The organism is Streptomyces sp. NPDC050287 (genome assembly GCF_044459385.1).
Classification (GTDB): domain Bacteria; phylum Actinomycetota; class Actinomycetes; order Streptomycetales; family Streptomycetaceae; genus Streptomyces.
Map to the genome: position 1 here is coordinate 1 of NZ_JBITIY010000013.1, position 23955 is coordinate 23955.

Here is a 23955-nt window from a genome sequence, read left to right on the forward strand (position 1 = left end):
AGCCTGGCTCCATCACTACAATCACCACCGCCCCCACACCGCGACCGGCGGCAAACCGCCCATCACCAGGTTGACCAACCTGCCTGGGCAGTACATCTAGCCGGGCGGCCGGGCTGCCGACCCGGGGGCGCGGGGCTGTATCGATATGCGGCTCCGCCGCCCGGGCGCGACCAGCTACGACGAGCCCGCATCCCGCAACGCACCGCAGCCCCCGAGACCCCCCGTCCCCGCTGAACCGGCGGAGCCTCTCCGTATGCTCGAAGGATGACGAGCACCGCGACCCCCGGAACCGGCCCCACCGAGAACTCCATGCGTCGCGCCCTCAAACGCGCCCGGGACGGCGTCACCCTCGACGTCGCCGAGGCGGCGGTGCTGCTCCAGGCCCGCGGTGAGGCCCTCGACGACCTCACCGCGTCCGCCGCCCGGGTGCGGGACGCGGGCCTCGACGCGGCGGGCCGCCCCGGGGTCATCACGTACTCGAAGAGCGTCTTCATCCCCCTCACCCGGCTGTGCCGGGACAAATGCCACTACTGCACCTTCGTGACCGTCCCCGGCAAGCTGCGCCGGGAGGGGCACGGGATGTTCATGTCGCCCGACGAGGTGCTCGACGTGGCCCGGCGCGGCGCCGCCCTCGGCTGCAAGGAAGCCCTGATCACCCTCGGCGACAAGCCCGAGGACCGCTGGCCCGAGGCGCGCGAGTGGCTCGACGCGCACGGTTACGACGACACCATCGCCTACGTCCGCGCCATCTCCATCCGCATCCTGGAGGAGACGGGCCTGCTGCCCCACCTGAACCCGGGCGTCATGTCGTGGACCGACTTCCAGCGCCTGAAGCCCGTCGCCCCGTCGATGGGCATGATGCTGGAGACGACGGCCGAGCGGCTCTGGTCGGAGCCGGGCGGTCCGCACTACGGCTCCCCCGACAAGGAGCCCGCCGTACGCCTGCGCGTCCTGGAGGACGCCGGCCGTTCCTCCGTGCCCTTCACGTCCGGGCTGCTGATCGGGATCGGCGAGACGTACGAGGAGCGAGCGGAGTCCCTGTTCGCGCTCCGCAGGATCTCGCGCGCCTACCACTCCATCCAGGAACTGATCATCCAGAACTTCCGCGCCAAGCCGGACACCGCGATGCGCGGCATGCCGGACGCGGAACTCGACGAGCTGGTGGCGACGGTGGCCGTGGCCCGCCACATCATGGGCCCCTCCGCCTGCCTCCAGGCCCCGCCGAACCTCGTGGACTCCGAGTACGAGCGGCTCATCGGGGCGGGCATCGACGACTGGGGCGGCGTCTCGCCCCTGACCATCGACCATGTCAACCCGGAGCGCCCCTGGCCGCAGATCGAGGAACTGGCGTCCCGCTCCGCGGCCGTCGGCTTCGAGCTGCGGGAACGTCTGTGCGTGTACCCCGAGTTCGTGCGGCGCGGCGAGCCCTGGCTGGACCCGCGGCTGCGCCCGCACGTGACGGCGCTGGCCGACCCGGAGACGGGCCTGGCGCTTCCCGACGCCGTCGTCGAGGGCCACCCCTGGCAGGAACCGGAAGAGGTCTTCGAGTCGACCGGCCGCACCGACCTGCACCGCACCATCGACACCGAGGGCCGGACCTCCGACCGGCGCGACGACTTCGACGAGGTGTACGGCGACTGGGGCGCCCTGCGCGAGGCGGCCGCCCCCGGCATGGTGCCGGAGCGCATCGACACGGACGTACGCCAGGCCCTGGCGACGGCGGCCGACGATCCGACGCGGCTCACCGACGAGGAGGCGCTGGCGCTGCTGCACGCGGACGGCCCGGCGCTGGACGCGCTGTGCCGGATCGCGGACGACGTCCGCAGGTCGACGGTCGGCGACGACGTCACGTACATCGTCACCAGAAACATCAACTTCACCAACGTCTGCTACACCGGCTGCCGTTTCTGCGCCTTCGCGCAACGCCGCACGGACGCCGACGCGTACACCCTCTCCCTGGACCAGGTCGCCGACCGCGCCCAACAGGCCTGGGAGGTGGGCGCGGTGGAGGTGTGCATGCAGGGCGGCATCCACCCGGACCTGCCCGGGACGGCGTACTTCGACATCGCGAAGGCGGTGAAGGAGCGGGTGCCCGGCATGCACGTGCACGCCTTCTCCCCGATGGAGGTGGTGAACGGCGCGACCCGTACCGGCATGTCCATCCGCGAGTGGCTGACGGCCGCGAAGGAGGCGGGCCTCGGCTCGATCCCCGGCACGGCCGCCGAGATCCTCGACGACGAGGTCCGCTGGATCCTCACGAAGGGCAAGCTGCCCACGGCCACCTGGATCGAGGTCGTCACGACCGCGCACGAACTGGGCATCCGCTCGTCCTCGACGATGATGTACGGGCATGTGGACCAGCCCCGGCACTGGCTCGGCCACCTGCGCACCCTCGCCGGGATCCAGCAACGCACGGGCGGCTTCACGGAGTTCGTCACCCTCCCGTTCATCCACACGAACGCGCCGGTGTACCTGGCCGGCATCGCCCGCCCCGGCCCGACCATGCGGGACAACCGGGCGGTGACGGCGATGGCCCGACTCCTGCTCCACCCGCACATCCCCAACATCCAGACCAGCTGGGTGAAGCTGGGCACGGAGGGCGCGGCGGAGATGCTCCGCTCGGGCGCGAACGACCTGGGCGGCACCCTGATGGAGGAGACCATCTCCCGGATGGCGGGCTCCTCCTACGGCTCGTACAAGTCGGTCAAGGACCTGATCGCGGTCGCGGAGGCGGCGGGGCGGCCGGCCAGGCCGCGCACGACGCTGTACGAAGAGGTCCCGGAGGAGCGGCAGCGGGCGGCGACGATCTCGGACGGGCATCTGCCGGAACTGCTGCCGGTGCTGGACTGATCCGGACGGCGGAGAGGAGCTCAGGCCGCTCACAGTACGATGATCGGACCTCTCGTGTGAGGGGTCTCGTACCTGAGGAGATGCGTGCCCGTGCCTGCCCGACGGCTTCCCTCGTGGGTCTGGGTGACCGGTCTGACGGCGGGCGCGGTGGCGGCGGTCGTCGTGCTGACCGTGCAGGCGGACAAGGGTCCGCACCCCACCGTCACGGCCACCCGGCCGAGTGCCTCGGCGAGCCCGCAGCCCTCCGCGTCGAAGTCCGCGAGGCCCACCGCGGTGCCGGACGACTCCGGCACCGGGCGGCGCGTCGTGTACTCCCTCGGCCAGAAGCGGGTGTGGCTGGTCGACGCGAGCGACGTCTCTCGCCGGAGCTTCACGGTGTGGCCGGGCACGGTCGGCCCGGACCCCGGCAGCTACAAGATCTCCCAGCGTACGGAGGCCACCACCGGTTCCGACGGCGTACAGATCGAACACATCCTGTACTTCGCCTCCAAGTCCGGCCGGTGGATCGCCTTCTCCAACGCGGTGGACGGCTCCTCGCCCCCGCCCGCCTCGGGCATCCAGACCAGTGGCATCCGGATGGGCAAGGCGGACGGGTCGGCGCTGTGGACGTTCGGAGAGAGCGGGACGACGGTCGTGGTGGTCAGGTAGCCGACTGCTTGCCCGGCTGCCCGAACGGCAGGTTGATCACCAGCAGTACGACCCCGCTGAACAGGAACGCCCGCGTCGCCGCGTCCAGTCCGTTCCAGTCCTTCGACTGCCACATCGAGAACCATTCACCGCCGATCGCGATGAACCCGGCGCCGAACAGCAGCATGACCATGACCAGGCCGTACGTGGAGAACCGGCGGGCACGGTCCTGGTCGCGCCGCGCCCACAGCCAGGTGCCGTAGACGAGGACGAGGGCCGCCAGCGTCTCCCACACGATGATGGCGATGTACGCCGCGTCCTGAAGTCCCTTGCTGGTGACGGCTCTCCACATCAGGTCGTCGTCCTTGAACGTCGTATCCATCGCGAGGACGTGCCGTACGAACTGCTGGTTGGTACCGAAGTCGGTGATGTTCCCGAAGGCGACGAGGGCCATGTAGAGGGCGACGGTGGCGGTGAGAAGGGTGGCGCCGAGGAACAGGGCGCTGCGGGGGGTGCGGGGGGTCGTGGACATGCCGATCATTTTCCACCCGGCAGGACGGTGTGCCGTACCCAATGAGCCGGAAACTGGCCGCTGTTGGGGCTATTCGGTGTCCTTGGGGTGGCGGGTGGACGCGTAAACGATATGGACTGTTCGCCGTGCTTCGTCGATGAGATAGCGCACACGACCACCCGCTGTCACCTCGTACTCCCACTGGGGATACTCCCGACCACCGAGATTGCCTGCGGCCAGACGACCGCGCAGCCGGTGCTGTCTGTCGGGATCCCCCCGGGACTCAGGGGCGCTGCGCAGTGCCTCGAAGCAGCGCCGGGTGTTTCCCGGGGCCTCCGCGCCCAGCTCACCCCACCCCTTCGCCGCCTCGTTCGTAGCGAATCGCAGCCGCCATTCCTCGCCCACCAGCGGTGGAGCGACATCATCGCCGCGCTTTGGGCTCACGGTGCGGTCACGTCGCCGTGGTCCTCGTCCGGCAGTCGGCGGGTGAGCTGTGCGGTGAGGTCGGGGTCGGCGAGGACACGTGCTGTTGCGCGCCATTCGACGACGACTCGGTGGAGATTGGCGTGAACATCCAGCTGGGCCGCGTCGTGCGTGGCATCGATGAGTTCGGCCACAAACTGCTTCAGCTCGTCTGCAGACAGATGACGCACCCACGGGAAGACCGAAGGCAGTGCGCGCAGTATCGCTCGCTCACCGGCATCACTGCGTACAAGGGCGGCGAGGAGACGTGCCGTGATGTCCGCCGTCTCTTCCCGCTGCTGGTCGTGACGTGCTGTCGTCAGATAGAGATCCTCGCCGTCCCGACGCGTGATGTGCACACGCTGCGTCCGATCAAGGGTCTCGGCGACGCGCTTCGAGTTCTTCGAGAGTTCGGAGAACGCGACGGTGGGAGTGGACATGACCTCACGCTACTTCGGAACACGTTCCGAAGTCAACCGATCTGTATTCCACCATGGACTGGCCCTGGCGCCACGGCCGGGCGTCGAGTGCGGCACGCACGCGTGCGCAATACGTCCGCGATGTGACCTGGTTCGGCTGATATTCGACCAGTCAGGGCCAGTCAGGGCCAGTCAGGGCCAGTCAGGGCCAGCCAGGACGGCAGACGGGATCACCTGCGACCATCTTGGACCGCCCGCGACCACTTGTCCCACACCTCGCATACCGATTCTCCCCCTGAACCCACCGTCCCCGTTCGATTACAGTTCTTTGCTGTCGTACGTCCGGACGGTGCCGTGGGAGGTCTTGGTGGGTGCGACAGCCGGGGCCGTCTGGGGGCGGGCCGAGCAGCAGGACTTCCGGAGCAGGGTGCGCGGCACGCTGCTGGGGGCGGCCGTCGGGGACGCGCTGGGCGCGCCGGTCGACGGGCTCGGGCTGGCGGAGATCCGGGAGACGTACGGGGCGGAGGGGCTCGTCGACCTCGGGTTCGGGTACGGGCGGCGCGGTGCCGTCACCCACCTCACGCAGCTCACCCTGTTCACCGTCGACGGGCTGATACGCGCCCAGGTCCGCCGCGACACCGGCGCCTGGCACCCGCCGACCGATCTGCACCGGGCGTACCGGCGCTGGGCGGCCACCCAGCACGACTGGGGGCCCGACGAGCGGCGCAAGGAGGACGGGTGGCTCGCGCGGGAGGAGTGGCTGTACGCCCGCCGGGATCCCGCCCGCTCGCTCCTGCTCGGGCTCGGCGACGAGGCCATGGGCACGCTGGAGTCACCGAAGAACCCTGCTGAGGCCGGGCCCGAGGCCGCCGCCAGGTCCGCGCCTTTCGGGCTGCTCGTCGGCTGGGAGCCGCAGCTGGTCGTCCAGCTCGCCGTGGAGTGCGCCGCGCAGACCCACGGCCACCCCACCGCCTACCTCTCGGCGGGCGCGTACGCGGTGATCGTGCACGCGCTGGCTCTCGGCGAGAGCCTGGACACGGCCGTCCAGCGGGCACTCGCCCTGCTCTCCGCCCGCTCCGGCCACCAGCCCGTCTCGGACGCCCTGCAGCACGCGCTGGGCGCGGTACGGCAGGGAATGCCGACCCCCGGCCGGGTCGAGGAGCTTCTCGCGGAGGGTACGGCGCAGGGGCCGCTGTCGGCCGCCGTGTACTGCGCGCTGGTCGGGGAGGACGTACGGCACGGGCTGCGGCTCGCCGTGAACCACGACGGACCCTCGGCCGCCGCCGGCGCCCTCACCGGCGGCCTCCTCGGCGCCCTGCACGGTGAGACGGCCCTCCCGCCGGCCTGGCTGGCCGAGCTGGAGGGCCGTCCCACGTTGCTGGAGCTGGCCGACGACTTCGCGATGGAGATGACCCAGGGACCCGCGCTGCACGGGCCTGCGGGGTCGTCGCCGGGGTGGCTGGCCCGTTATCCGCGGGCCTGACGGCCGGGTCGGGTCCGCCGGACCGGTCCCGCGCCCCGGTGCCTTCACCCAGCGCACCGCACCCGCGGCGAACCCCCGGCGCCCCGCACGGTGAGACGGCCCTCCCCCCGGCCTGGTAGGCCGGGAGGAGGGCCGTTCGGGAGTTCGAGGTTCCCGAAGTCCGAACCCGGTGGTCAGTCCTTCACCGGTGTCGTCCCCACCACGTCGTCGCCCGCCGGGGCCGGCGTCGGGACCGCCGCCGCGGCGCTGCTGTCGCCGTCCGTGTTGACCTTCTCGATGATCGCCAGGCGGTTCGGGGTGTCCTCCGGCTTCAGGTAGCCGACGAGGATGTAGAGGACCAGGGAGACGGCGAGCGGGATCGAGACCTGGTACTCGAGCGGTACTCCGCCGTCGACGTTCCAGTTGATGGGGTAGTTGACCAGCCAGAAGGCCAGCAGACCCATCGACCAGCTGGTGAGCGCCGCCGTCGGCCCGGAGCGGCGGAACGGGCGCAGCAGGCCCAGCATCATCGGGATCGCGATCGGGCCCATCAGACCGGCGACCCACTTGATGACGACGGTGATGATGTCCTTGAACGCGGGGGAGTTGACCTGCGTCGCCACCGCCATGGACAGGCCGAGGAAGACGACCGTGGTCACGCGGGCCGCGATCAGACCGGAGCGTTGGCCCCACGCCCGGGCCCGCGCCGACACCACCGGAGCCACGTCCCGGGTGAAGACCGCGGCGATCGCGTTGGCGTCGGAGGAGCACATCGCCATGGTGTGGGAGAAGAAGCCGACGATGACCAGGCCCAACAGGCCGTGGGGCAGGAGCTGTTCGGTCATCAGGCCGTAGGAGTCGGAGCCGTCCGGCTTCTGGGCGTGGACCAGCAGCGGGGACATCCACATCGGGAAGAAGAGGACGACCGGCCAGATCAGCCAGAGGGCGGCGGACAGGCGGGCCGAGCGGGTGGCCTCGTGCGGGCTGCTCGTCGCCATGTAGCGCTGGGCCTGGTTGAGCATGCCGCCGTTGTACTCGAACAGCTTGATGAAGAGGAAGGCGAGCAGGAAGACGGTGCCGTAGGGGCCGACCAGGGGCTTGCCGTGGCCCTGCAGGGCGGGCTCGTCCCAGGCGCCGAAGAAGCCGATGCCCTTGTCGTTCAGCTTCAGTACGACCGCGACGAACATCGAGACGCCGGCCAGCAACTGGATGATGAACTGGCCGAGTTCGGTCAGCGCGTCCGCCCACAGGCCGCCGATGGTGCAGTAGACGGCGGTGATCGCACCGGTGATGAGGATGCCCTGGTTCAGGGACACCCCGGTGAACACGGACAACAGGGTGGCGATCGCGGCCCACTTGGCGCCCACGTCCACGATCTTCAGCAACATGCCCGACCAGGCGAGTGCTTGTTGGGTCTTCAGGTCGTAACGGTTCTTCAGGTACTCGAGCGGGGAAGCCACATGCAGGCGCGAGCGCAGCCGGTTGATGCGCGGCGCGAACAGTTTCGAGCCGATCGCGATGCCGAGGGCGATCGGGAAGGACCAGGTGACGAAGGAGGTCACGCCATAGGTGTAGGCGATGCCCGCGTACCCGGTGAACATGACCGCGCTGTAGCCCGACATGTGGTGGGAGATGCCGGACAGCCACCAGGGCATCTTGCCGCCGGCGGTGAAGAAGTCGCTGACGTTGTCCACGCGCTTGTGCGACCAGACTCCGATCGCGACCATCACGCCGAAGTAGCCGATGAGCACGGCCCAGTCGAGACTGTTCATGGGCCTCCTTCCAGAGTCCGCCGCCAGGGTCAGGCATGTGAACTCTGGGTTGGGGGGCATGCTCACGGCAAGGAAGAGGAAGGTCAAGAGGTAGTAAAATAGTTCGGTGTGGTGTCCCATGTTCACAGACATGAACAAATGGGAGTCGATGCCAAGCCGCTGCCCGACCCTCGGGTTGACTGAAAAGGGTCAGGTCAGCGCATCAGTTCGCCCGCGTTGACGAGCAACGACTGCCCGGTGATCGCCCGCGCCCGGTCCGAGGCCAGGAATGCCGCCGCGTCCGCCACATCCGCGTCCGAGGCCAGCTCGGGCAACGCCATCCGCCCGGTCAACCGCTCCAGCACCTCGCTCTCCGGCACCCCCTCCGTCACTGCGGTGAACTGCACGTACGCCTGTACCGGCGGTCCCCACATCCAGCCCGGCAGCACGGTGTTGACCCGGATCCGGTACTGGCCCAACTCCCGCGCCAGGGAGTACATCGCGCTCGTCAACGCACCCTTCGACGCCGCGTACGCCGCCTGCCGCACCTGCGACGGGGCCGCCACCGCCGACTGTGTCCCGATGAACACCACGGCTCCGCCCCCCGCCGCCTTCAGCCCCGGCAGACAGGCCCGCGTCATCCGCAGCGTCCCCAGCAGGTTCACGTCGATCACCGACTGCCAGGTGGTGAAGTCGGCGTCCTCCAGCCCGCCGAAGTAGCTGTCCCAGGCCGCCACATGGACCACCGCGTCGACCCGCCCGAACCGCTCCCGCGCGAGCCCCGCCAGCGCCTCGCACTGCCCCTCGTCGGTGATGTCCGTCGCCCGGTACGCCGTGTGCGTCCCGACCGGATCGATCTCGGCCGCGCTCTTCGCCAGGTTCGCCTCGGTACGCGCCCCCAGCACCGCGTTCCCCCCGTCCCGTACGACGGCCGCCGCGACCTGGTGACCGAGCCCGGCCCCGACCCCTGACACGACGACGGTCTTGCCCGCGAGCAGTGACATCGATGGCCTCCTCAGCTCTGGCGCACTATCTGACGGATCGTCAGAATAGGGGCGACCGCAGGAGGACGGAAGGGAACGCGAAAGCCGAAGGGAACGCGGAGGGGAATGCCGAAGGGGAAGGGAACGCGGAGGGGAAGGGAACGCGGCAGCGGGAGGGGAAGCGCCCATGACCGAGGACACCCGCAGCGAGACGCACGCCGGCCTTGCCACCGCACGGTCGACGAGCACCGCGCGGTGACCAGGCTCCTCAGGTGTTACTTGATGTAGACCAGCCCGTCGGTGGTGACGGTGGGGCGGCCGCTGGTGCCGACCACGACGATCTTGACGGTGTGCTTGGCGCTGCTGGACCAGGTCTTGGTCCAGATCGCCTGCCGGTACAGGGTGGTGGAGGACTTCAGATCGACCGTGCTGACCTTGACGCCGTCGACGTAGACGTACGCCTGACCCGAGCTGGAGGCGCGGGAGACCACCCAGGAGGCGGAGCGGCCGGTGAACGTCCAGGTGAGACTGGCGCCCTTGGACCCGCTGGAGTACGACTTGCCGCCCAGGTAGCTGGTGGAGGAACGGGTGGTCCAGCTGCCGGACTTGACCGCCGAGGTCTCCTGCAGGATCACCGGCGTGTAGGAGGCGGACGCGGTGCGGTAGTTACCGGCGTAGTCGTACGCCTGCATCGACCAAGTGGCGGCCGTCCCGGAGTTGGCAGTGCGGTTGGAGGCCGTCGTGGTCGGGCCGAAGGTGGCAGCCGTCGGGGACACCAGCTTCACTTCGCGCAGCGCCTTGTCGTCGGTCGCCTTCCAGCCGAGGGAGACCGGGACGGCGGTGGTGTTGACGGTGCCGGTGCGCAGGGAAAGCTTCGGCGTGGTGGTGAAGGCGGGTGCGGTGGTGTCGGCGACGACGGTCAGCGCGGCACTGGTGGCGGTCTTGCCGGACTGGTGCACGGCCCGCACGGCGACGGTGTGGCTGCCCGCCGCCAGGGTCGCGTTCGCGGAGGTGGCCGTACCGGAGGCGGTGGCCGCGACCTTGCCGTCGACCAGCAGCTCGAACCGGGAGATGAGCGAGGCGGGCGTGGTCGCCGTCCAGCGAGCCGTGATGGCGCCCTTGGTGTAGTACGTCGTACCCGACAGGGCGGCACCGCTGACGGAGGTGACCTTCAGGCCCTGCACCGGGCCGGCCGCCCAGGAGCGGATGGTGGGCAGCTGGGCGTAGAGGGAGCTGCCGGGGCACTGGGTGTTGTAGCCGTCGCGGTGGCCGGAGATCCGGTTGAACGTGTATTTGGTGCCCGCGGTGAACTTGGTGCCGAAGTAGTTCGTCTGGCCGGCGCCGGCGTTCAGTTGGACGGTCCCGGCCGGGTCGGCGCCGTACTGGCCGAGCTTCCAGGCCGCCACGCGGGCGATGGAGGCCAGCGCGGCGTTGGAGGCGCCGGTGGAGGTGTAGTCACCGAGCACCGCGATGCCGGCGGACTCGCGGTTCCAGCCGTAGGTGTGGGCGCCGAGCACCGGCAGGTCGACGCCGCCCTTGCGTCCCTCGAAGACGGTGCCGCACTTGTCGACCAGGAAGTTGTAGCCGATGTCGTTCCAGCCGTTGACCTGCACGTGGTAGGCGTAGATGCCGCGCACGATCGACGCCGAGTCGGCGCAGGAGTAGTCGTTGCTCCCGTCGGTGTGGTGGACGAACACGGCCTTCACGTCGGCGTTGTACTCCGACGGGTCGGAGCTGATCGACTCGTCGGCACCCCAGCCGGCGCGCGAGGTGATCGGCGGTTCGGGCACGGTGGACGGCGGCGCGGAGGGCGGCGTGGCCGACGCGCTGGCCGACGTACTCGGGGAGGGCGAACCGGATCCGGACGCCGTGGGGGTGGCCGCGGGCGTCGTGTCGGTCGGCGCCGGGGACGTGGCGCTCTGGCCGTCCGTCGGTGTGGCGGTGGTGGCGTCGGTCGGTGCGGGGGAGTCCGTGGGTGTGGGCGAGTCAGTGGGTGCGGTGGCCGTGGTGTCCGGGCTCACGTCGGCGGCGAACGCGGCAGGCTCGGCACCGCTGCCGCCGGCCTTGGCCTCGGCGTCGGTCACCACACCCGGGTCGACCAGGTTGACCTGCAGCCCCTTGGGCAGCGAGCGGGTGGTGCCGTTCTTGCGGGCGACCTGCACTTCGACGCCGTCGGAGGGACCGACCCACAGCGGCTCGGACGCCCCGCGCACCCGAGGACCCGGTTTGTCGAGCGGGTCGACGTCCAGTTCCAGGTCCTGCCATGCGCTCCACTCGGCGGTGTCACGGCTGTGGACACGTACCCGCACCGTGCCGTCGAGCTGCTTGCCGGCACCCGTCCAGGAGACGCCCAGCATCGAGAACTGCCGGGTGCCCGTCCGCGGCAGTTCCCGCTTGTCGCCGGTGGTGCCTTGCAGGGACAGGTCGTAGACCTTCACAGGCCGCTTGGCCCGGCCTGTCGCACCGGGATCGGCGGAGGGACTGGCGACGGCGTAGGTCACCAGGCCCCCGCCTCCCACGATCACCGCTCCGAGTGTGAGCCAGGCCCGCCGTTTCATGCTCAGCGGTCTGTAGGCACGCGAAGTACGCCGACTCAAGACGATCCACCTTAAAAAGAAGGCCGGGAAGGCCGCAGAAGGAAGCCACAGAAGGCACATCCGTCACACGGATGGCCCGTACTGCCAGCGCAGCCCGGTCGCGAAACGTCACGGCCCCGCAAAGATGGGTGGCGAAGATCACTTCCTGTGATGACCGGCGACGGCCAGGGAAAGACGGGTCCGCCGATGGCGCCGGGCGCCTGGCCCCCGGCGACGCCAACTGCGTTCTGCGGCCCAGTTGTTCGCCGGCTGCAGTTCGAGTCCGCTCCAGGGCTACCGGAATTCATTCGCAGTGCATCGGCCTTCTGGCCGGTGGTGAAGCGAATCTGATGGTCGCGACGCGGAGCGTCGCGGATTCAGGTCCGGCGGAGCCGGACACCCCAGTTCTTTTCTTGCGGCGCGGAGCGCCGTGAGGGCTGGTCCCGGCGGAGCCGGGTGGTGCTCACACGGGCCGGTTCTGCTGTTCGATGTACTGCCTGACCACGGAGAGCGGGGCGCCGCCGACGGTGCCGGCGAAGTAGGACCCGGACCAGAGCTTGTTGGCCCGCCAGTAGTGGCGTACCAGGTCGGGGAACTCCTGGCGCAGCCGACAGGAGGAGACGCCCTTGAGGGAGTTGACCAGCTTGGTCACGGCGACCTTGGGCGGGAAGTTCACCAGCAGGTGGACGTGGTTGTCCTCGCCGTTGAACTCCACCAGGTCGCACTCGAAGTCCGTACACACCGACCGCATGATCTCCTCCATCCGCCTCAAGTGGGCATCGGTGAACACCTTGTGCCGGAACTTGGTCACGAAGACCGAGTGCACATGCATCACGAAAGCACAGTGCCGACCAGTTCTGATCTCCTGCATCTCACCCATAACCCAGTATGTAGCGTGACGGTCATGCAGCTCAGGTACAGCTTCCGCCTGTACCCGGACACCGGCCAGCAGACCGCGTTGGCGAAGGCGTTCGGGTGCGCCCGCGTCGTGTTCAACGACGCGGTCCGCGCCCGTGAAGACGCCCGTAAGGCCGAGCAGCCGTTCCCCACGGCCGGTCAGCTGTCCCGGAAGCTGATCACCGAGGCGAAGCGGACAGCCGAGCGTTACTGGCTGGGTGAGGTCTCCGCGGTGGTGCTCCAGCAGTCCCTGCGGGACGCCGAGAGCGCCTACCGCAACTTCTTCTCCTCTCTCAAGGGCACGCGTAAGGGACCGAAGCTGGGAGCACCACGGTTCAAATCCCGTAAGGACACGCGACAGTCGATCCGGTTCACCGCCAACGCCCGCTGGAACATCACCGACAGCGGCCGTCTGAACCTGCCGAAGATCGGCGCGGTGAAGGTGAAATGGTCCCGCACGCTGCCCGCCACCCCCACCTCCGTCACCGTCATCAAGGACGCGGCCGGGCGGTACTTCGCCTCCTTCGTCATCGACACCGACCCCGCCGCCGACACGACACGGATGCCTCAGACCGACCGCACCATCGGCATCGATCTCGGCCTCACCCACTTCGCGGTCCTCTCAGACGGCACGAAGATCGACTCACCGCGCTTTTTGCGGCGCGCGGAGAAGAAACTGAAGAAGGCCCAAAAGGAGCTGTCCCGCAAACAGAAGGGATCAAGGAACCGCGCCAAGGCCCGCCTCAAGGTCGCCCGCGCCCACGCCAAAGTCGCTGACGCACGCCGCGAATTCCACCACCAGCTCTCCACGAAACTGATCTCCGAGAACCAAGGGATCGCCGTGGAGGACCTGTCGGTGGCGGGACTGGCCCGCACGAAGCTGGCCAAGTCCGTGCACGACGCCGGATGGGCATCGTTCATCAGCATGCTGGAATACAAAGCAGAACGGTACGACCGCACCCTGGTCAAGACCGGCCGGTTCACACCGACCTCCCAGACCTGCTCCACCTGCGGTATCAAGGACGGACCCAAACCCCTGAACGTCCGGGAATGGACCTGTACCGCCTGCGGCACCGTCCACGACCGGGACATCAACGCCGCGATCAACGTGAAGACGGCCGCCGGACTGGCGGTATCGGCCTGCGGAGCGCCGGTAAGACCAGGAGCAATCCCGGCACAGCGCGAAGAAACAGGAAGCCACGGACTCCCGACCGAACCCCGTGCCGCGTAGCGGCACAGCAACGATCGAGAAGGCCAGAATCCCCGGGCTTCAGCCCGAGGGGCAAGTCAACGCAGCTGATTCACGTAGCGGTCCGTCCCTGGCACAGTTGGTATGAACGGTGCGACGAACCGCACGTCGCCCAGCCCCGAAGCCGCCACCGCCGTGTCCAGGTCCGCGAAGTGGTCGAGCCAGTGGTCGCGGGGATCGTGCTGGAGGAACCACAGCAGGGTCAGCCGGGTCCCGACCCCCTCGACCTGTTTGACGTAGGTCATCCGGTCCAAGGGCAGCGGCGTCGGCGTGAAGACGGTCACCATCGCCGCGGGGGAGCCCGCCAGCCGTTTCGGTAGGTGGTCCTCGCGCAGCCACGCGAGCAGTTCTCCGCGCCCCTCGGGGGAGTTGGCCTCGATGACCTGGACGACGAGCCCGGTGTAGGGGTGGTCGAGGGCGTGGATGTCACGCGGACCGTGGTCGCCGTCGCGGTAGACGGTCGCCGCATGGTCCTGGAAGGCGGTGAAGACGTGGGTGCGATCCTGGAAGACGCGGTGGTCGCGGTTGAGACGCTTGTTGATGCCGACGGTCCACCGCATGTGGTCGGCGTAGCGGCCGGCGGTCATCCAGTAGACGGATATGTAGCATCCTGCCGTCACCGGCTGCGCGACCGAGGAGTTCCGGGGGTAGCGCAGCAGCTGCAGGTCCCGTGTGGCGACCCAGCGGCGCCCCGCGTACATCCATGGCATCGCCATCGCACCGGCGATGTAGTGGTCGTCTTCGTACCAGCGGTTGTACTCACGCTCCCGGCCGAGGTGCGGCTCGACCATGGTGATGAGCGCGTGCCCGAGGTCGGCTCCGTAGGGGCCGACGGCGGCCAGTTCCGCATAGAGGTCGCTGAGGTCGCTGAGATCGCTGCGGGTTTCCGTTGTGTGCGTCGCGTCGTCTGTCATGGATCCGGTCTAGCTGACTACGCGTCAGATTGGGAGAGACGGCGGTGGGGGAGTCGGATCTGCGGCGGCGGGGAAGGGCGGGGAAGGGCTGAGAACGGCCGGGGGCGGGCCTCCCAGCGAGGCCCGTCCCCGGCGTACGGTCACTTCAACTCGTCCGGACACGGAGTGCCCCGCGGCAAGGTGTACGGCGCCGCCAGCCGATACGTCCCCGCCTTCGGCGCGACCAGCATCGTCCACCGATCCCCCTCCGCGTCCTCCTCCGTCTCCATCAGACACCCGTTGACGTTGTCGTACGTCTTCACGGAACCGTCGGGACGGTTCTTCGACGCCTTCGTCTCCTGCGGCGGCTTCAGCTTGTTGCCCTCCACGTCGACGATGCTCAGCCACGGCGAGTACGGGATCTTGATGCGGATCCGGCCCGCCTTCTTCACGTCCATGGTCAGCTCACCCTGCGCCGCCCGGTCCACGACCGCGTTCGGCTCGGCGAGCGGCGCCGGGTCGGTCACCCGGAACAGCTGCCAGTTCGCGTCGCCCCAGATCTGCCGCAGATACGGCATCCCCCGCTGCACGAGCTCCCGCTCCCGCTCGCCGCCGTCACCGTCCGGCTCGTCCTTCGGCAGCACCACGAAGTGCACGGCCCAGCGCTGCAGCCAGTCGTGGTAGTTGGCGGAGTTGAGGGTGTCGTCGTAGAAGAGCGGGTTGCGCTCCATGTCGGCCTGCCGGTTCCAGCCGCGGGCCAGGTTCACGTACGGGGCGAGCGCGGAGGCCTCGCGGTGCGAGCGGGCGGGCACCACCTCGACCCGGCCCTTCTCCGCGCCGACCTGCTGGAGTTCGTTGACCAGCGGCGCGAGCTCACGCGCCCAGGACGCCGCAGGTGTCGTGTGGATGATGTCGATGACCGACTTGACCCCGATCCATACGACGAACCCGGCGAAGGCCACCACGATCGCGTACCACTTGCGCGAGCGCGGCACCGTGAACGGCAGCGCCGCCATCAGCGCGACCCCCGCGAACAGCATCGGCAGCCGGGTGATGTTCGAGCCGATCTGGGAGCTGATCAGCCACACCAGCAGCACCGACAGCCCGTACACGGCCGACGTGATCCGGACGGTCGTCCACTCGCGCGGCACCAGGGCGAAGATGGCGGCCGCGTACGCCAGCGGCAGCAGTGCCGTGAAGAACGACATCGGCTGGGTGCCGGAGAACGGGAACAGCCAGGCCGACACCGCCACGACGACGGCCGGCGCCAGGCCCAGCGCCCAGGCGCCCGGCCGCCGCTTCTGCAGGAACAGCGCGACCGCCACCAGCCCCACGAACAGGCCGGCGACCGGTGAGGACATGGTGGCCAGCGCGGCCAGCGGCGCCGCGCACCACGCCTTGGCCCAGCGCTTGTAACGCAAGTGGTACGGCCAGCAGAACACGGCGGCGACCGCGCCCAGCGCGAACATCGTGCCCAGCCCGAAGGTCACCCGCCCGGACACCGCGTTGCCCAGGAAGGCGAACACGCCCGCCAGGGCGGGCCACAGCGGCTTCTTGACCGGCTTGCTGCGCACGAGGATCAGCATCAGCAGGGTCGCCGACAACGTTCCCGCGATCATCATCGTCGTACGGACGCCGAGCACCGACATCAGATACGGCGACACCACGCTGTACGACACCGGGTGCATCCCGCCGTACCAGGCGAGGTTGTACGCCGAGTCCGGGTGCCGCCCGACGAACTCCGCCCAGGCGTCCTGTGCGGCGAGATCGCCGCCGCTGTTCGCGAAGGTGAAGAACCAGACGATGTGCAGCGCGCCGGAGAGGGCGGTGAGGAAGAGGACCGGATGGCTTCGCCCCCACGCGCGGAGGCCGGCGAACGCGGCGGCGAACGCGGCGACCCGCCCGGCGACGAATCCCGAGGCCGCCGGGGCGCCCTCGGCACTGCCGGTATCGGCTTCACCGGTATGGCCGTGACCGGTATCGGCACTGTCGATATCTGCGCTACCTGTGTCGGGACTACCTGTGTCGGGACTACCTGCGTCGGGACTACCTGTGTCGGCACTGTCGACACAGGCGCTGTCGGCGCTGTCGGTGCCGCTGTCGTCTTTACGGGCCGCGGACATCCGTATTCGCGGGCCGGTTCCCGGGCCCGGTTCGGTGTCGTCGGCGCGTGTCGGCTCCGCTGTGGCCACCTGAAGGCACTCCCCGTGGTGTCCCGTCTGTTCTCGGCCGTGTCCCGTTCCCCGTGTGGTGCCGGCCGCCTGCGTGTTCCCGGTTCGGTGACCGCGTCCCGTCAGCGGCTACTGCCCCGTTTCGTGACGCTAGCACGCACCCCGCCGACCGGAACCGGGACGGGTTCCGGTCGACGGGGTGCGAGGCGGGCTTTCTTCACCCGTTTCAGCCGAGGCGCGTCAACTTGTCCGTGAAGCCCGGCTCCACGAGGTCCTGCTGGAGGGTGACCGGGACCTTGACCGCGCTGCCGGACCCGTCACCGACGGTGAGCGAGCCCACCTTGGTGCCGGCCTTCGCCGTGTGCGGAAGGTCGTCGGCGGCGAAGGTCAGCTTCACGGTCAGGCCGGCCCAGCCGACGGCCGTGACGTCCTTCGTGGCGACGACCGGCGTCCGGCCGCCGAGCCCGTCGTCGGCGTACCCGACGACATCGCCCTTCTTCAGGATCGTCGCGGACTTCAGCTCGCCCTGCGCGGCCCGGATGAGCTTGTCACCGGCGTCCAGCGCGCCACCCAGGATGGTGTTGTCCGTGCCGCCCGCGGGCTGGCGCAGCACCGCGCCGACGATGGTCCGGGTCTCCCCGCCGACCTCCTTCTTCGCGGCGAAGACGAGGTTGCCGAGGGCCGAGGTGGTGGTGCCGGTCTTGATGCCGACGACGTCGTTCTTGCCGACCAGGTGGTTCCAGTTGGAGTGGTTGACACCCTTGTAGTCGTCGTACGACATCATCGCGGCGACCTCGCGGAAGGCGGGCTCCGTCATCGCGGCCTTCGCCAGCTTCACCTGGTCCACGGCGGTGGAGACGGTGGTGTTGTTCAGGCCCGACGGGTCGGTGTACGTCGTGTTGGTCATGCCGAGGTCCTTGGCGGCGTCGTTCATCTTGCTCACGAACGACTTCTCGGACCCGGCGTCCCAGCGGGCGAGCAGGCGCGCGATGTTGTTCGCGGACGCGATCAGGATGCTCTCCAGGGCCTCGCGCTGGGAGAGGGAGTCGCCCTTGGTCACGTCGACGGTCGACTCCTGGCCCGCCGTCGACTGGTCCTGGGCGGGCTGGTCGATCGGGATCTTCGGCCCTGCGGCGCCGCTCCTCAGGGGATGCTCACGCAGGATGAGGTACGCGGTCATGACCTTGGCGACACTGGCGATCGGAACGGGCCGCTGCTCACCGGACGAGCCGAAGCTGCCGATGCCCTGCACGTCCAGAGCGGCCTGCCCGTCGGCCGGCCAGGGCAGGTCGGCCTTGGCGCCCTCGAAGGTGTAGCCGTCCTCGGCGGTGAGCTGGAGCTCCGGGGTCGGCAGCGGGCGTACGGCCTGTACGACCGCGAAGACGATCGCCAGCAGCAGCACCAGCGGGGTCCAGATCTTGACCCGGCGGATCGCCGTACGGACCGGTGTGTCCGGGGGCGGCGGCGTGTTCGTCAGCTCCGCCAGCAGATCCAGCGGAGGCTTCGGCGGCAACGGCTGCTGGGTCGTCCGCTCCGGGCCCACCTGCGGCACGGGCGAGGCGACGTCGGGCGTCCGCTTCACCCGCGGCAGCGCGGTGGTGGCGTCGGCCGCCTTCGGCTTGCGCGTCGCGGGATCGTCCAACGGCTTCAAGGCGACGAACTTGCTGGTCCGCTCGGCCTCGGCCTCGGACTCGCGGCCCTTCTCGGCCGTACCCGCCCCACCGAACTTCAGCATGGTCGTCGGCTGATCCACGGCGGGCGCGGAGGGCCGGGGCGCCTTGAAGACGGCGGTGGGCTGATCGACGGGCGGGGCGTCGGAGGGAGCGTCCTTGGGGGCGCGGGGGTCTTCGGCAGGTTTCGCGTCGGTGGCGTCGGTGGCGTCGGTGGCGTCGGTGGCGTCGGTGGCGTCGGTGCCTTCGGTGCCTTCGGTGCCTTCGGTGCCTTCGGCGTCGTCGACGGCGGCGGTGGTCTTTGCGTCGGCGATCTTTGCGTCCGCGTCCTCCGTGCCGGCGGAGGCAGAGTCCTTGGGTACCCGATGGCCGGGCTCGTCCTCGTCCTCGTCCTCGTCTTCGGGGGCGGTGTCGGTGTCGGTGGAGTCGTCGGCCGGGGTCTTGGTCTCGGGGTCCTTGGCGGGTGCCTCGGTCACGGCGCTGCTCTTGGCGTCGGCCGGGGAGGTCGTTCGGTCCCCGGTCTCGGCGGAGGCGTCGTCCGCAGCGTCAGTCCCGGCGTCGGTGTCGGTGTCGTCCTCGTCCTCGGCGTCGGTCTCGGCCGCGGCTTCCGCCTCATCCGGCGTGTCGGCCCCCGCAGCCGCATCGGGCGTCGACTCGGACTCCGCGTCGGCCTCGCCCTCGGCCTTCGCCGAGTCGGCAGCCGCAGGTGCCGGTGCGACCTTCCTGGCGCCCTCGGCCGGAGACTCACCCGCGTCCGTGTCGGCGTCCGATGCCGCGTCGGCGCCCCGCGCGTCCTCGGCCCCGGACCCCGCACCGTCCTCCGCGGGCGCTACGGCGTCCTGGGCGCCCTCAGGCTCCCTGGAGCCCTCCTGGGACTCCCCGGCGCCCTCAGCGGCTCCAGCACCCTCCTGCTCGCCCTCAACAGCCCCTTCGGCCGCCTCGTCGGCGTCTTCGGCCGCAGCCGTCGGCTTCTCGTCCGCCGACTTCACCCACGCGGCCACAGCTTCCCGCAACCGGTCGTCCCCGCCCGCAGCAGCCTTCTCCTGGCCCTCGGAGCCATCGTTGTCCTCGGGAGCCTCGGGAGCCTCGGGAGCCTCGAAAGCGGCAGCCGCCTCCGCGTCGCGACGGTCTTGGTCCCCGTCGCCGTCCCCGTCCCCGCTCCGCGCGTCGGAAGCGTCCGGGCCGTCGCCGGACGCGTCAGCCGCGCCGGAGCCGCCCTCGGCGGATTCCGCGTCGGCGTCGGCGTCCGCGTCCGTGGCCTGCCCGGCCTCCCCGGAGCGCTCCGTCGCCTCCGCGATTTCGCGCACCGACAGCACCCTCGTCGCCGTATCGACGCCTCCCCGCGAGGCCGACGTCGACCTCGGCGACGATTCGCGGGCCACCGCCAGCCGGGGGTCGCGGGGCGCGCTCGTCTCGTTCCTGGCCTCGGGAACCGGACCCGCGCTCCCCGACGTCGCTTCTGCCGACGACTCGTGCTGCTTCGACCTGTCGGGGGACTCGCCCGCCACCGATGCCTCCTCCATGCGCCACACGACCTCCGCGCGGCTACCGAACCGTGAAAAGCCGCCCGGGACACCGCCAGGAAGCGATGTCCGAACCATGTACCAGTGTCCTGTGTGCGGGCTTGGCTACAGCGGTAGACGAGAACGACATACCTACCGGTTCCCTTACAAACAGGTCACGCACCCTCGACAGACCAATGTGAGAGGGGTCACCCTGTCATTCATCCACGCGGGGAGGCATGGATGGGCAGGAGCCGCAGAAGTATTCCGGAGGAGCTTCTACTGCTGGCGTTGGACCCGACCACGGGTACCACCGCACAGCCGCAGTCGCTCGACCTTGGTCTGGCCGGAGCGCAGCTAGTGGAGCTGGCGCTGGCCGGACGGATAGCCCCAGACGGGGATCGTATCGCCGTGGTGTCCCCACGGCCGACTGGAGATCCAACACTGGACTGCGCGTTGGAGTTGCTGCGAAGGCGTGGCGCTCCCGTACGGGCGGTCAACTGGATTGGCGGGCCGCGTCTCGGGCTCCGCCAGACCTACCTCTCGCATCTGGAGCGGTGCGGCATGGTGCATGCCGTGGCGGGCCAGATGTGCGGGGTGTTGCCGACGACTCGCTATCAGGCGAGTCAGACCGAGATCAGCCGGGAGATCCGAACCCGACTGGACTCCGCGATCCGCACCGGCGTACCGCCGGACCCGCGGACCGCGGCGCTCGCCGCGCTGGCGCACGCGGTCGGCCTCGGCAAGCATCTGTACCCCGGGAACGAGGGGCGGTCCTCCCGCTCCCGGCTCAGGGATCTGATCAGGCACGACCCCATGGGCGGTCTTGTCGCGCACGCCGTGATGGACGTCCAGAACGGCGTGGCGGCCCAGCCGCGCCGCAGCCCGGCACCGGCGGCAGGCCGTCAGGCCGCTCCCGGAGCCAGGTCCGCGTCGGAACCCGCCCGTGGCGTTCCGATGCAACCGCGCCGCGGTTCCATGGCGCGCGCCGTGGCCCACTGAGCCGCAGTCCCACGGCGCCACGCACGACGCACGACAGGGCACCACGCACCACAGGGCACCACGCACCACGCTGTACCGAGCCGCCGCACCGCAGTCCCCAAGACCGGTACGGGAGCCGCTGGTCCGCGCGGGGTGACGGGACCGTAGTCCGGGCCACCGGACGAAGAAACGGTCCCGTCGCCCCGCGCGGCCGTATGCCCGGGAGGTGTGACGACGTATCAGCGCCTTGTTCGCCAGATGTGACGGCGTGCGGGGAGGTGTGACGACGTGGGGCAGACGTGCGGCGACGTGTGGCGAAAAACCGTCAGCACCCGTGCGGGCAGCGCATATCCACCGTTTCCCAGCGGTAGGAAGCCCCTTGGTGGCAGTCTGCTCAACAGCAGATACACAAAGTGGCAAGTATGAGGCACGCAGCCGGAGGTGCACGTCCCGTGGCGTCCAATGTCAATCCCACCGTCAGGCGGCGCCGGCTGGGCCAGGAGCTGCGCCGGCTCCGTGAGCTCAAGGGCATGACAGCCGAGGAAGTCGCCGAGCGGTTGCTGGTCTCGCAGTCGAAGATCAGCCGTCTGGAGAACGGGCGGCGCAGTATCAGCCAGCGCGACGTCCGCGACCTGTGCGGGGTCTACGAGGTCGAGGACCAGCGCATCGTCGAGTCCCTGATGCAGATGGCCAAGGACTCGCGGCAGCAGGGATGGTGGCACGCGTTCGGGGACATCCCGTACAGCGTGTACATCGGCCTGGAGACCGACGCCGAGTCGCTGCGCGTCTACGAACCCCAGATCATCACCGGGCTGTTGCAGACCCGGGCCTATGCCGAGGCCATCATCAGGGGCGGTTCGCCGGAGACCTCGGACGCCGAGATCGACAAGCGCGCGCAGGTCCGGCTGCGACGGCAGGACCGTATTGCCGTCGAGGGGGAGCCGCTCAGACTGTGGGTGGTTCTGGACGAGGCGGCGCTGCGCCGGGTCGTGGGCAGCCGGCAGGTGATGCGCGAACAGCTGGAGTACCTGGCTGAAATGTCCCAACGGCCCCACATCACCGTGCAGGTGCTGCCTTTCGACGTGGGCGCGCATCCCGGCATCAACGGCCAGTACTCGATCCTGGAGTTCGCCGACGCCGCCGATTCGAGCGTGGTGTACATCGAGGGTGTCACCAGCGACCTGTACCTGGAGAAGGCGCATGACGTGCAGAAGTACACGGTGATGTACGAGCACCTGCGAGCCCAGGCGCTGAACGCCGACCAGTCGCGCCAGCTGATCGAGGACGTGGCGAAGGAGTATGCCCGGGAGTACGCCCGGGAGTACGGCCGTTGAGTCCTTCCGAGCGAAAGGGCCGGATCCTACACTGCGGCATGCCTCGCCTGGAAGTCTCACCTGGAATATGCCGCACGGAAGAGTGAACGGCTGCTCCGAAAGGAGGGGTCGGCGAGTAGCGTCGATCACGCCAGCGATCAGTGAAGGTTGGCGGAAACCGAACAGCGCTACTGCCCAACGGAGTAAACAACATGGCAATTCGCCTGGGTGTCACGGAAACGTGGCTGACGTCCTCGTACACGAACAACAACGGCGCCTGCGTGATGGTCCGGTCGACCACTGACGCGTCGCTGGACGTGGGGGACACCAAGGTCGGCCCCGACGGAATCAAGGTGAGGTTCCCCGCGGACGCGTGGAACGCCTTCGTGGCCTCGGTCAAGGCGTAGGGGAGAACTTCCCACTGGCCTCATCCGTAGCCGAAATGCGTCACCGGCAACTACGCAGACAATTACACAAAGAATTACACAGACAACTGCACAGACAACTGCACAGACAACTGCACAGCGCCATGTCAGGAGCCCTCTCGACCAGATCGCCGTCCTTGCCGAGAGGGCTCGGCTCTGCCCGGTACTGCTCCGCTCCCCGGACCCTCCGGGTGCTCAGGGGCAGGTCAACCGGCCAGCTGCGCCTCGATCGCGGCCACGACCTCCGCCGACTCCGGCTCGGTCTGCGGGGAGAAGCGGGCCACGACCGCGCCGTCCCGCCCGATCAGGAACTTCTCGAAGTTCCAGCGGATGTCGCCGCTGTGCCCCTCGGCGTCGGCGAAGCCGGCCAGACGGTCGTAGAGCGGGTGCCGGCCCTCGCCGTTGACCTCGACCTTCTCGGTCAGCGGGAAGGTCACGCCGTACGTCGCCGAGCAGAACTCGGCGATTTCGTCGGCGCTGCCGGGCTCCTGTCCCATGAACTGGTTGCACGGCACCCCGAGGACGGTGAAGCCGCGCCCGGCGTACTGCTCGTGCAGCCGCTCCAGCCCGTTGTACTGCGGGGTCAGCCCGCACTTGGAGGCCACGTTCACGACGAGCACGGCCTGCCCGGCGTACTGCGAAAGGTCCGCGGAACCGCCCTTGAGAGCGCCGATCTCGGTGTCGAGGGGAGAGAGGGGAGAATTGCCGTTGCTGTCTGCAGTCGTCATGCTCGGATGCTAGCCCTCGCCCCTCGCCCCTCGCCCCTCGCCCATGGCGGTGGCCGTAGGCGCAGGCACCCTCAGTCGATGACCGCGACGGCCTCGACCTCGACCAGGTGCTCGGGTACGTGCAGCGCGGCAACGCCGATCAGTGTGGCGGGCGGCACCGGGGTGACCCCGAGCTTTGCGGACGCCCGGGCGACTCCCTCCAGGAACAGGGGAAGCTTCTCCGGAGTCCAGTCCACGACGTAGACGGTCAGCTTCGCCACGTCGTGGAAGGAGGCCCCGGCCTGGGCCAGTGCGGTGCCGACGTTGAGGTAGCTCTGCTCGACCTGAGCGGCGAGGTCCCCTTCGCCGACCGTGACCCCCTTGGCGTCCCAGGCGACCTGCCCGGCCATGAATACCAGCTTCGAGCCGGTCGCGACGGACACCTGCCGGTAGACATCGATCTCCGGCAGTCCAGGCGAGTTCATGAGGGTGATGGCCATGCCGTC

18 protein-coding genes are annotated in these 23955 nt (G+C 69.5%); 7 read left to right on the plus strand and 11 right to left on the minus strand.

Annotation, left to right across the window (positions count from 1 at the left end):
• Positions 1–264 precede the first annotated feature (264 nt).
• A complete protein-coding gene (locus ACIBK3_RS35335) occupies positions 265–2850 on the plus strand; it encodes a bifunctional FO biosynthesis protein CofGH (RefSeq protein WP_399371703.1) in 2586 nt (861 codons plus the stop codon).
• A gap of 84 nt (positions 2851–2934) precedes the next feature.
• Positions 2935–3498 (plus strand): hypothetical protein, encoded by a 564-nt coding sequence (locus tag ACIBK3_RS35340; RefSeq protein WP_399371704.1) that lies wholly within the window; start codon positions 2935–2937, stop codon positions 3496–3498.
• On the opposite strand, the gene ACIBK3_RS35345 is transcribed toward ACIBK3_RS35340, so the two are convergent.
• On the minus strand, positions 3491–4009 hold the full coding sequence (locus tag ACIBK3_RS35345) for a DUF2165 domain-containing protein (RefSeq protein ID WP_399371706.1): 519 nt from the start codon (positions 4007–4009) through the stop codon (positions 3491–3493). The two genes, ACIBK3_RS35340 and ACIBK3_RS35345, sit on opposite strands and share 8 nt — an antisense overlap.
• Positions 4010–4428: 419 nt before the next feature.
• On the minus strand, positions 4429–4890 hold the full coding sequence (locus ACIBK3_RS35350; RefSeq protein WP_399371707.1) for a prevent-host-death family protein: 462 nt from the start codon (positions 4888–4890) through the stop codon (positions 4429–4431).
• A gap of 346 nt (positions 4891–5236) precedes the next feature.
• On the opposite strand from ACIBK3_RS35350, the gene ACIBK3_RS35355 reads away from it, so the two are divergent.
• Complete coding sequence (locus ACIBK3_RS35355; RefSeq protein ID WP_399371709.1) at positions 5237–6352, plus strand: ADP-ribosylglycohydrolase family protein; 1116 nt, start codon at positions 5237–5239, stop codon at positions 6350–6352.
• A 173-nt stretch (positions 6353–6525) separates the two neighbouring features.
• On the opposite strand, the gene ACIBK3_RS35360 is transcribed toward ACIBK3_RS35355, so the two are convergent.
• The 4 genes from ACIBK3_RS35360 to tnpA all read right to left on the minus strand — a co-directional run bounded on the left by ACIBK3_RS35360 (position 6526) and on the right by tnpA (position 12521).
• Positions 6526–8103, minus strand: a complete 1578-nt coding sequence (locus ACIBK3_RS35360) for a sodium:solute symporter family protein (RefSeq protein WP_399371710.1) — start codon at positions 8101–8103, stop codon at positions 6526–6528.
• A gap of 194 nt (positions 8104–8297) precedes the next feature.
• Complete coding sequence (locus ACIBK3_RS35365) at positions 8298–9086, minus strand: SDR family oxidoreductase (RefSeq protein ID WP_399371711.1); 789 nt, start codon at positions 9084–9086, stop codon at positions 8298–8300.
• Between the two features lie 254 nt (positions 9087–9340).
• Positions 9341–11623 (minus strand): peptidoglycan recognition protein, encoded by a 2283-nt coding sequence (locus ACIBK3_RS35370; RefSeq protein ID WP_399371712.1) that lies wholly within the window; start codon positions 11621–11623, stop codon positions 9341–9343.
• A gap of 481 nt (positions 11624–12104) precedes the next feature.
• Entirely contained in the window at positions 12105–12521 is a 417-nt protein-coding gene (gene tnpA, locus ACIBK3_RS35375) for an IS200/IS605 family transposase (RefSeq protein WP_399371713.1), read from the minus strand.
• Positions 12522–12545: 24 nt separating this feature from the next.
• On the opposite strand from tnpA, the gene ACIBK3_RS35380 reads away from it, so the two are divergent.
• The gene (locus ACIBK3_RS35380) at positions 12546–13769 is read left to right on the plus strand and encodes an RNA-guided endonuclease InsQ/TnpB family protein (protein ID WP_399371714.1); all 1224 of its coding nucleotides are present in this window, start codon (positions 12546–12548) and stop codon (positions 13767–13769) included.
• Between the two features lie 56 nt (positions 13770–13825).
• On the opposite strand, the gene ACIBK3_RS35385 is transcribed toward ACIBK3_RS35380, so the two are convergent.
• The 3 genes from ACIBK3_RS35385 to ACIBK3_RS35395 form a co-directional block, all read right to left on the minus strand.
• Positions 13826–14701 (minus strand): hypothetical protein, encoded by an 876-nt coding sequence (locus tag ACIBK3_RS35385; RefSeq protein ID WP_399371716.1) that lies wholly within the window; start codon positions 14699–14701, stop codon positions 13826–13828.
• 140 nt (positions 14702–14841) lie between these two features.
• Positions 14842–16872, minus strand: coding sequence for an MFS transporter (locus ACIBK3_RS35390; RefSeq protein WP_399371717.1), 2031 nt, complete (start codon positions 16870–16872; stop codon positions 14842–14844).
• A gap of 205 nt (positions 16873–17077) precedes the next feature.
• A complete protein-coding gene (locus ACIBK3_RS35395; RefSeq protein WP_399371719.1) occupies positions 17078–20044 on the minus strand; it encodes a D-alanyl-D-alanine carboxypeptidase in 2967 nt (988 codons plus the stop codon).
• 222 nt (positions 20045–20266) lie between these two features.
• Here ACIBK3_RS35395 and ACIBK3_RS35400 point away from each other — a divergent pair, with 222 nt between their 5' ends.
• From ACIBK3_RS35400 to ACIBK3_RS35410, 3 genes are all read left to right on the plus strand, one after another.
• Positions 20267–21025, plus strand: a complete 759-nt coding sequence (locus tag ACIBK3_RS35400) for a GPP34 family phosphoprotein (RefSeq protein ID WP_399371720.1) — start codon at positions 20267–20269, stop codon at positions 21023–21025.
• 431 nt (positions 21026–21456) lie between these two features.
• Complete coding sequence (locus ACIBK3_RS35405) at positions 21457–22338, plus strand: helix-turn-helix domain-containing protein (protein ID WP_399371722.1); 882 nt, start codon at positions 21457–21459, stop codon at positions 22336–22338.
• Positions 22339–22529: 191 nt separating this feature from the next.
• A complete protein-coding gene (locus ACIBK3_RS35410) occupies positions 22530–22724 on the plus strand; it encodes a DUF397 domain-containing protein (protein ID WP_399371724.1) in 195 nt (64 codons plus the stop codon).
• A gap of 224 nt (positions 22725–22948) precedes the next feature.
• On the opposite strand, the gene ACIBK3_RS35415 is transcribed toward ACIBK3_RS35410, so the two are convergent.
• Both ACIBK3_RS35415 and ACIBK3_RS35420 read right to left on the minus strand, forming a co-directional pair.
• A complete protein-coding gene (locus tag ACIBK3_RS35415; protein ID WP_399371726.1) occupies positions 22949–23470 on the minus strand; it encodes a glutathione peroxidase in 522 nt (173 codons plus the stop codon).
• A gap of 71 nt (positions 23471–23541) precedes the next feature.
• Positions 23542–23949: a RidA family protein gene (locus ACIBK3_RS35420; protein WP_399371728.1), complete on the minus strand. Its 408-nt coding sequence runs from the start codon at positions 23947–23949 to the stop codon at positions 23542–23544.
• Positions 23950–23955 lie beyond the last annotated feature (6 nt).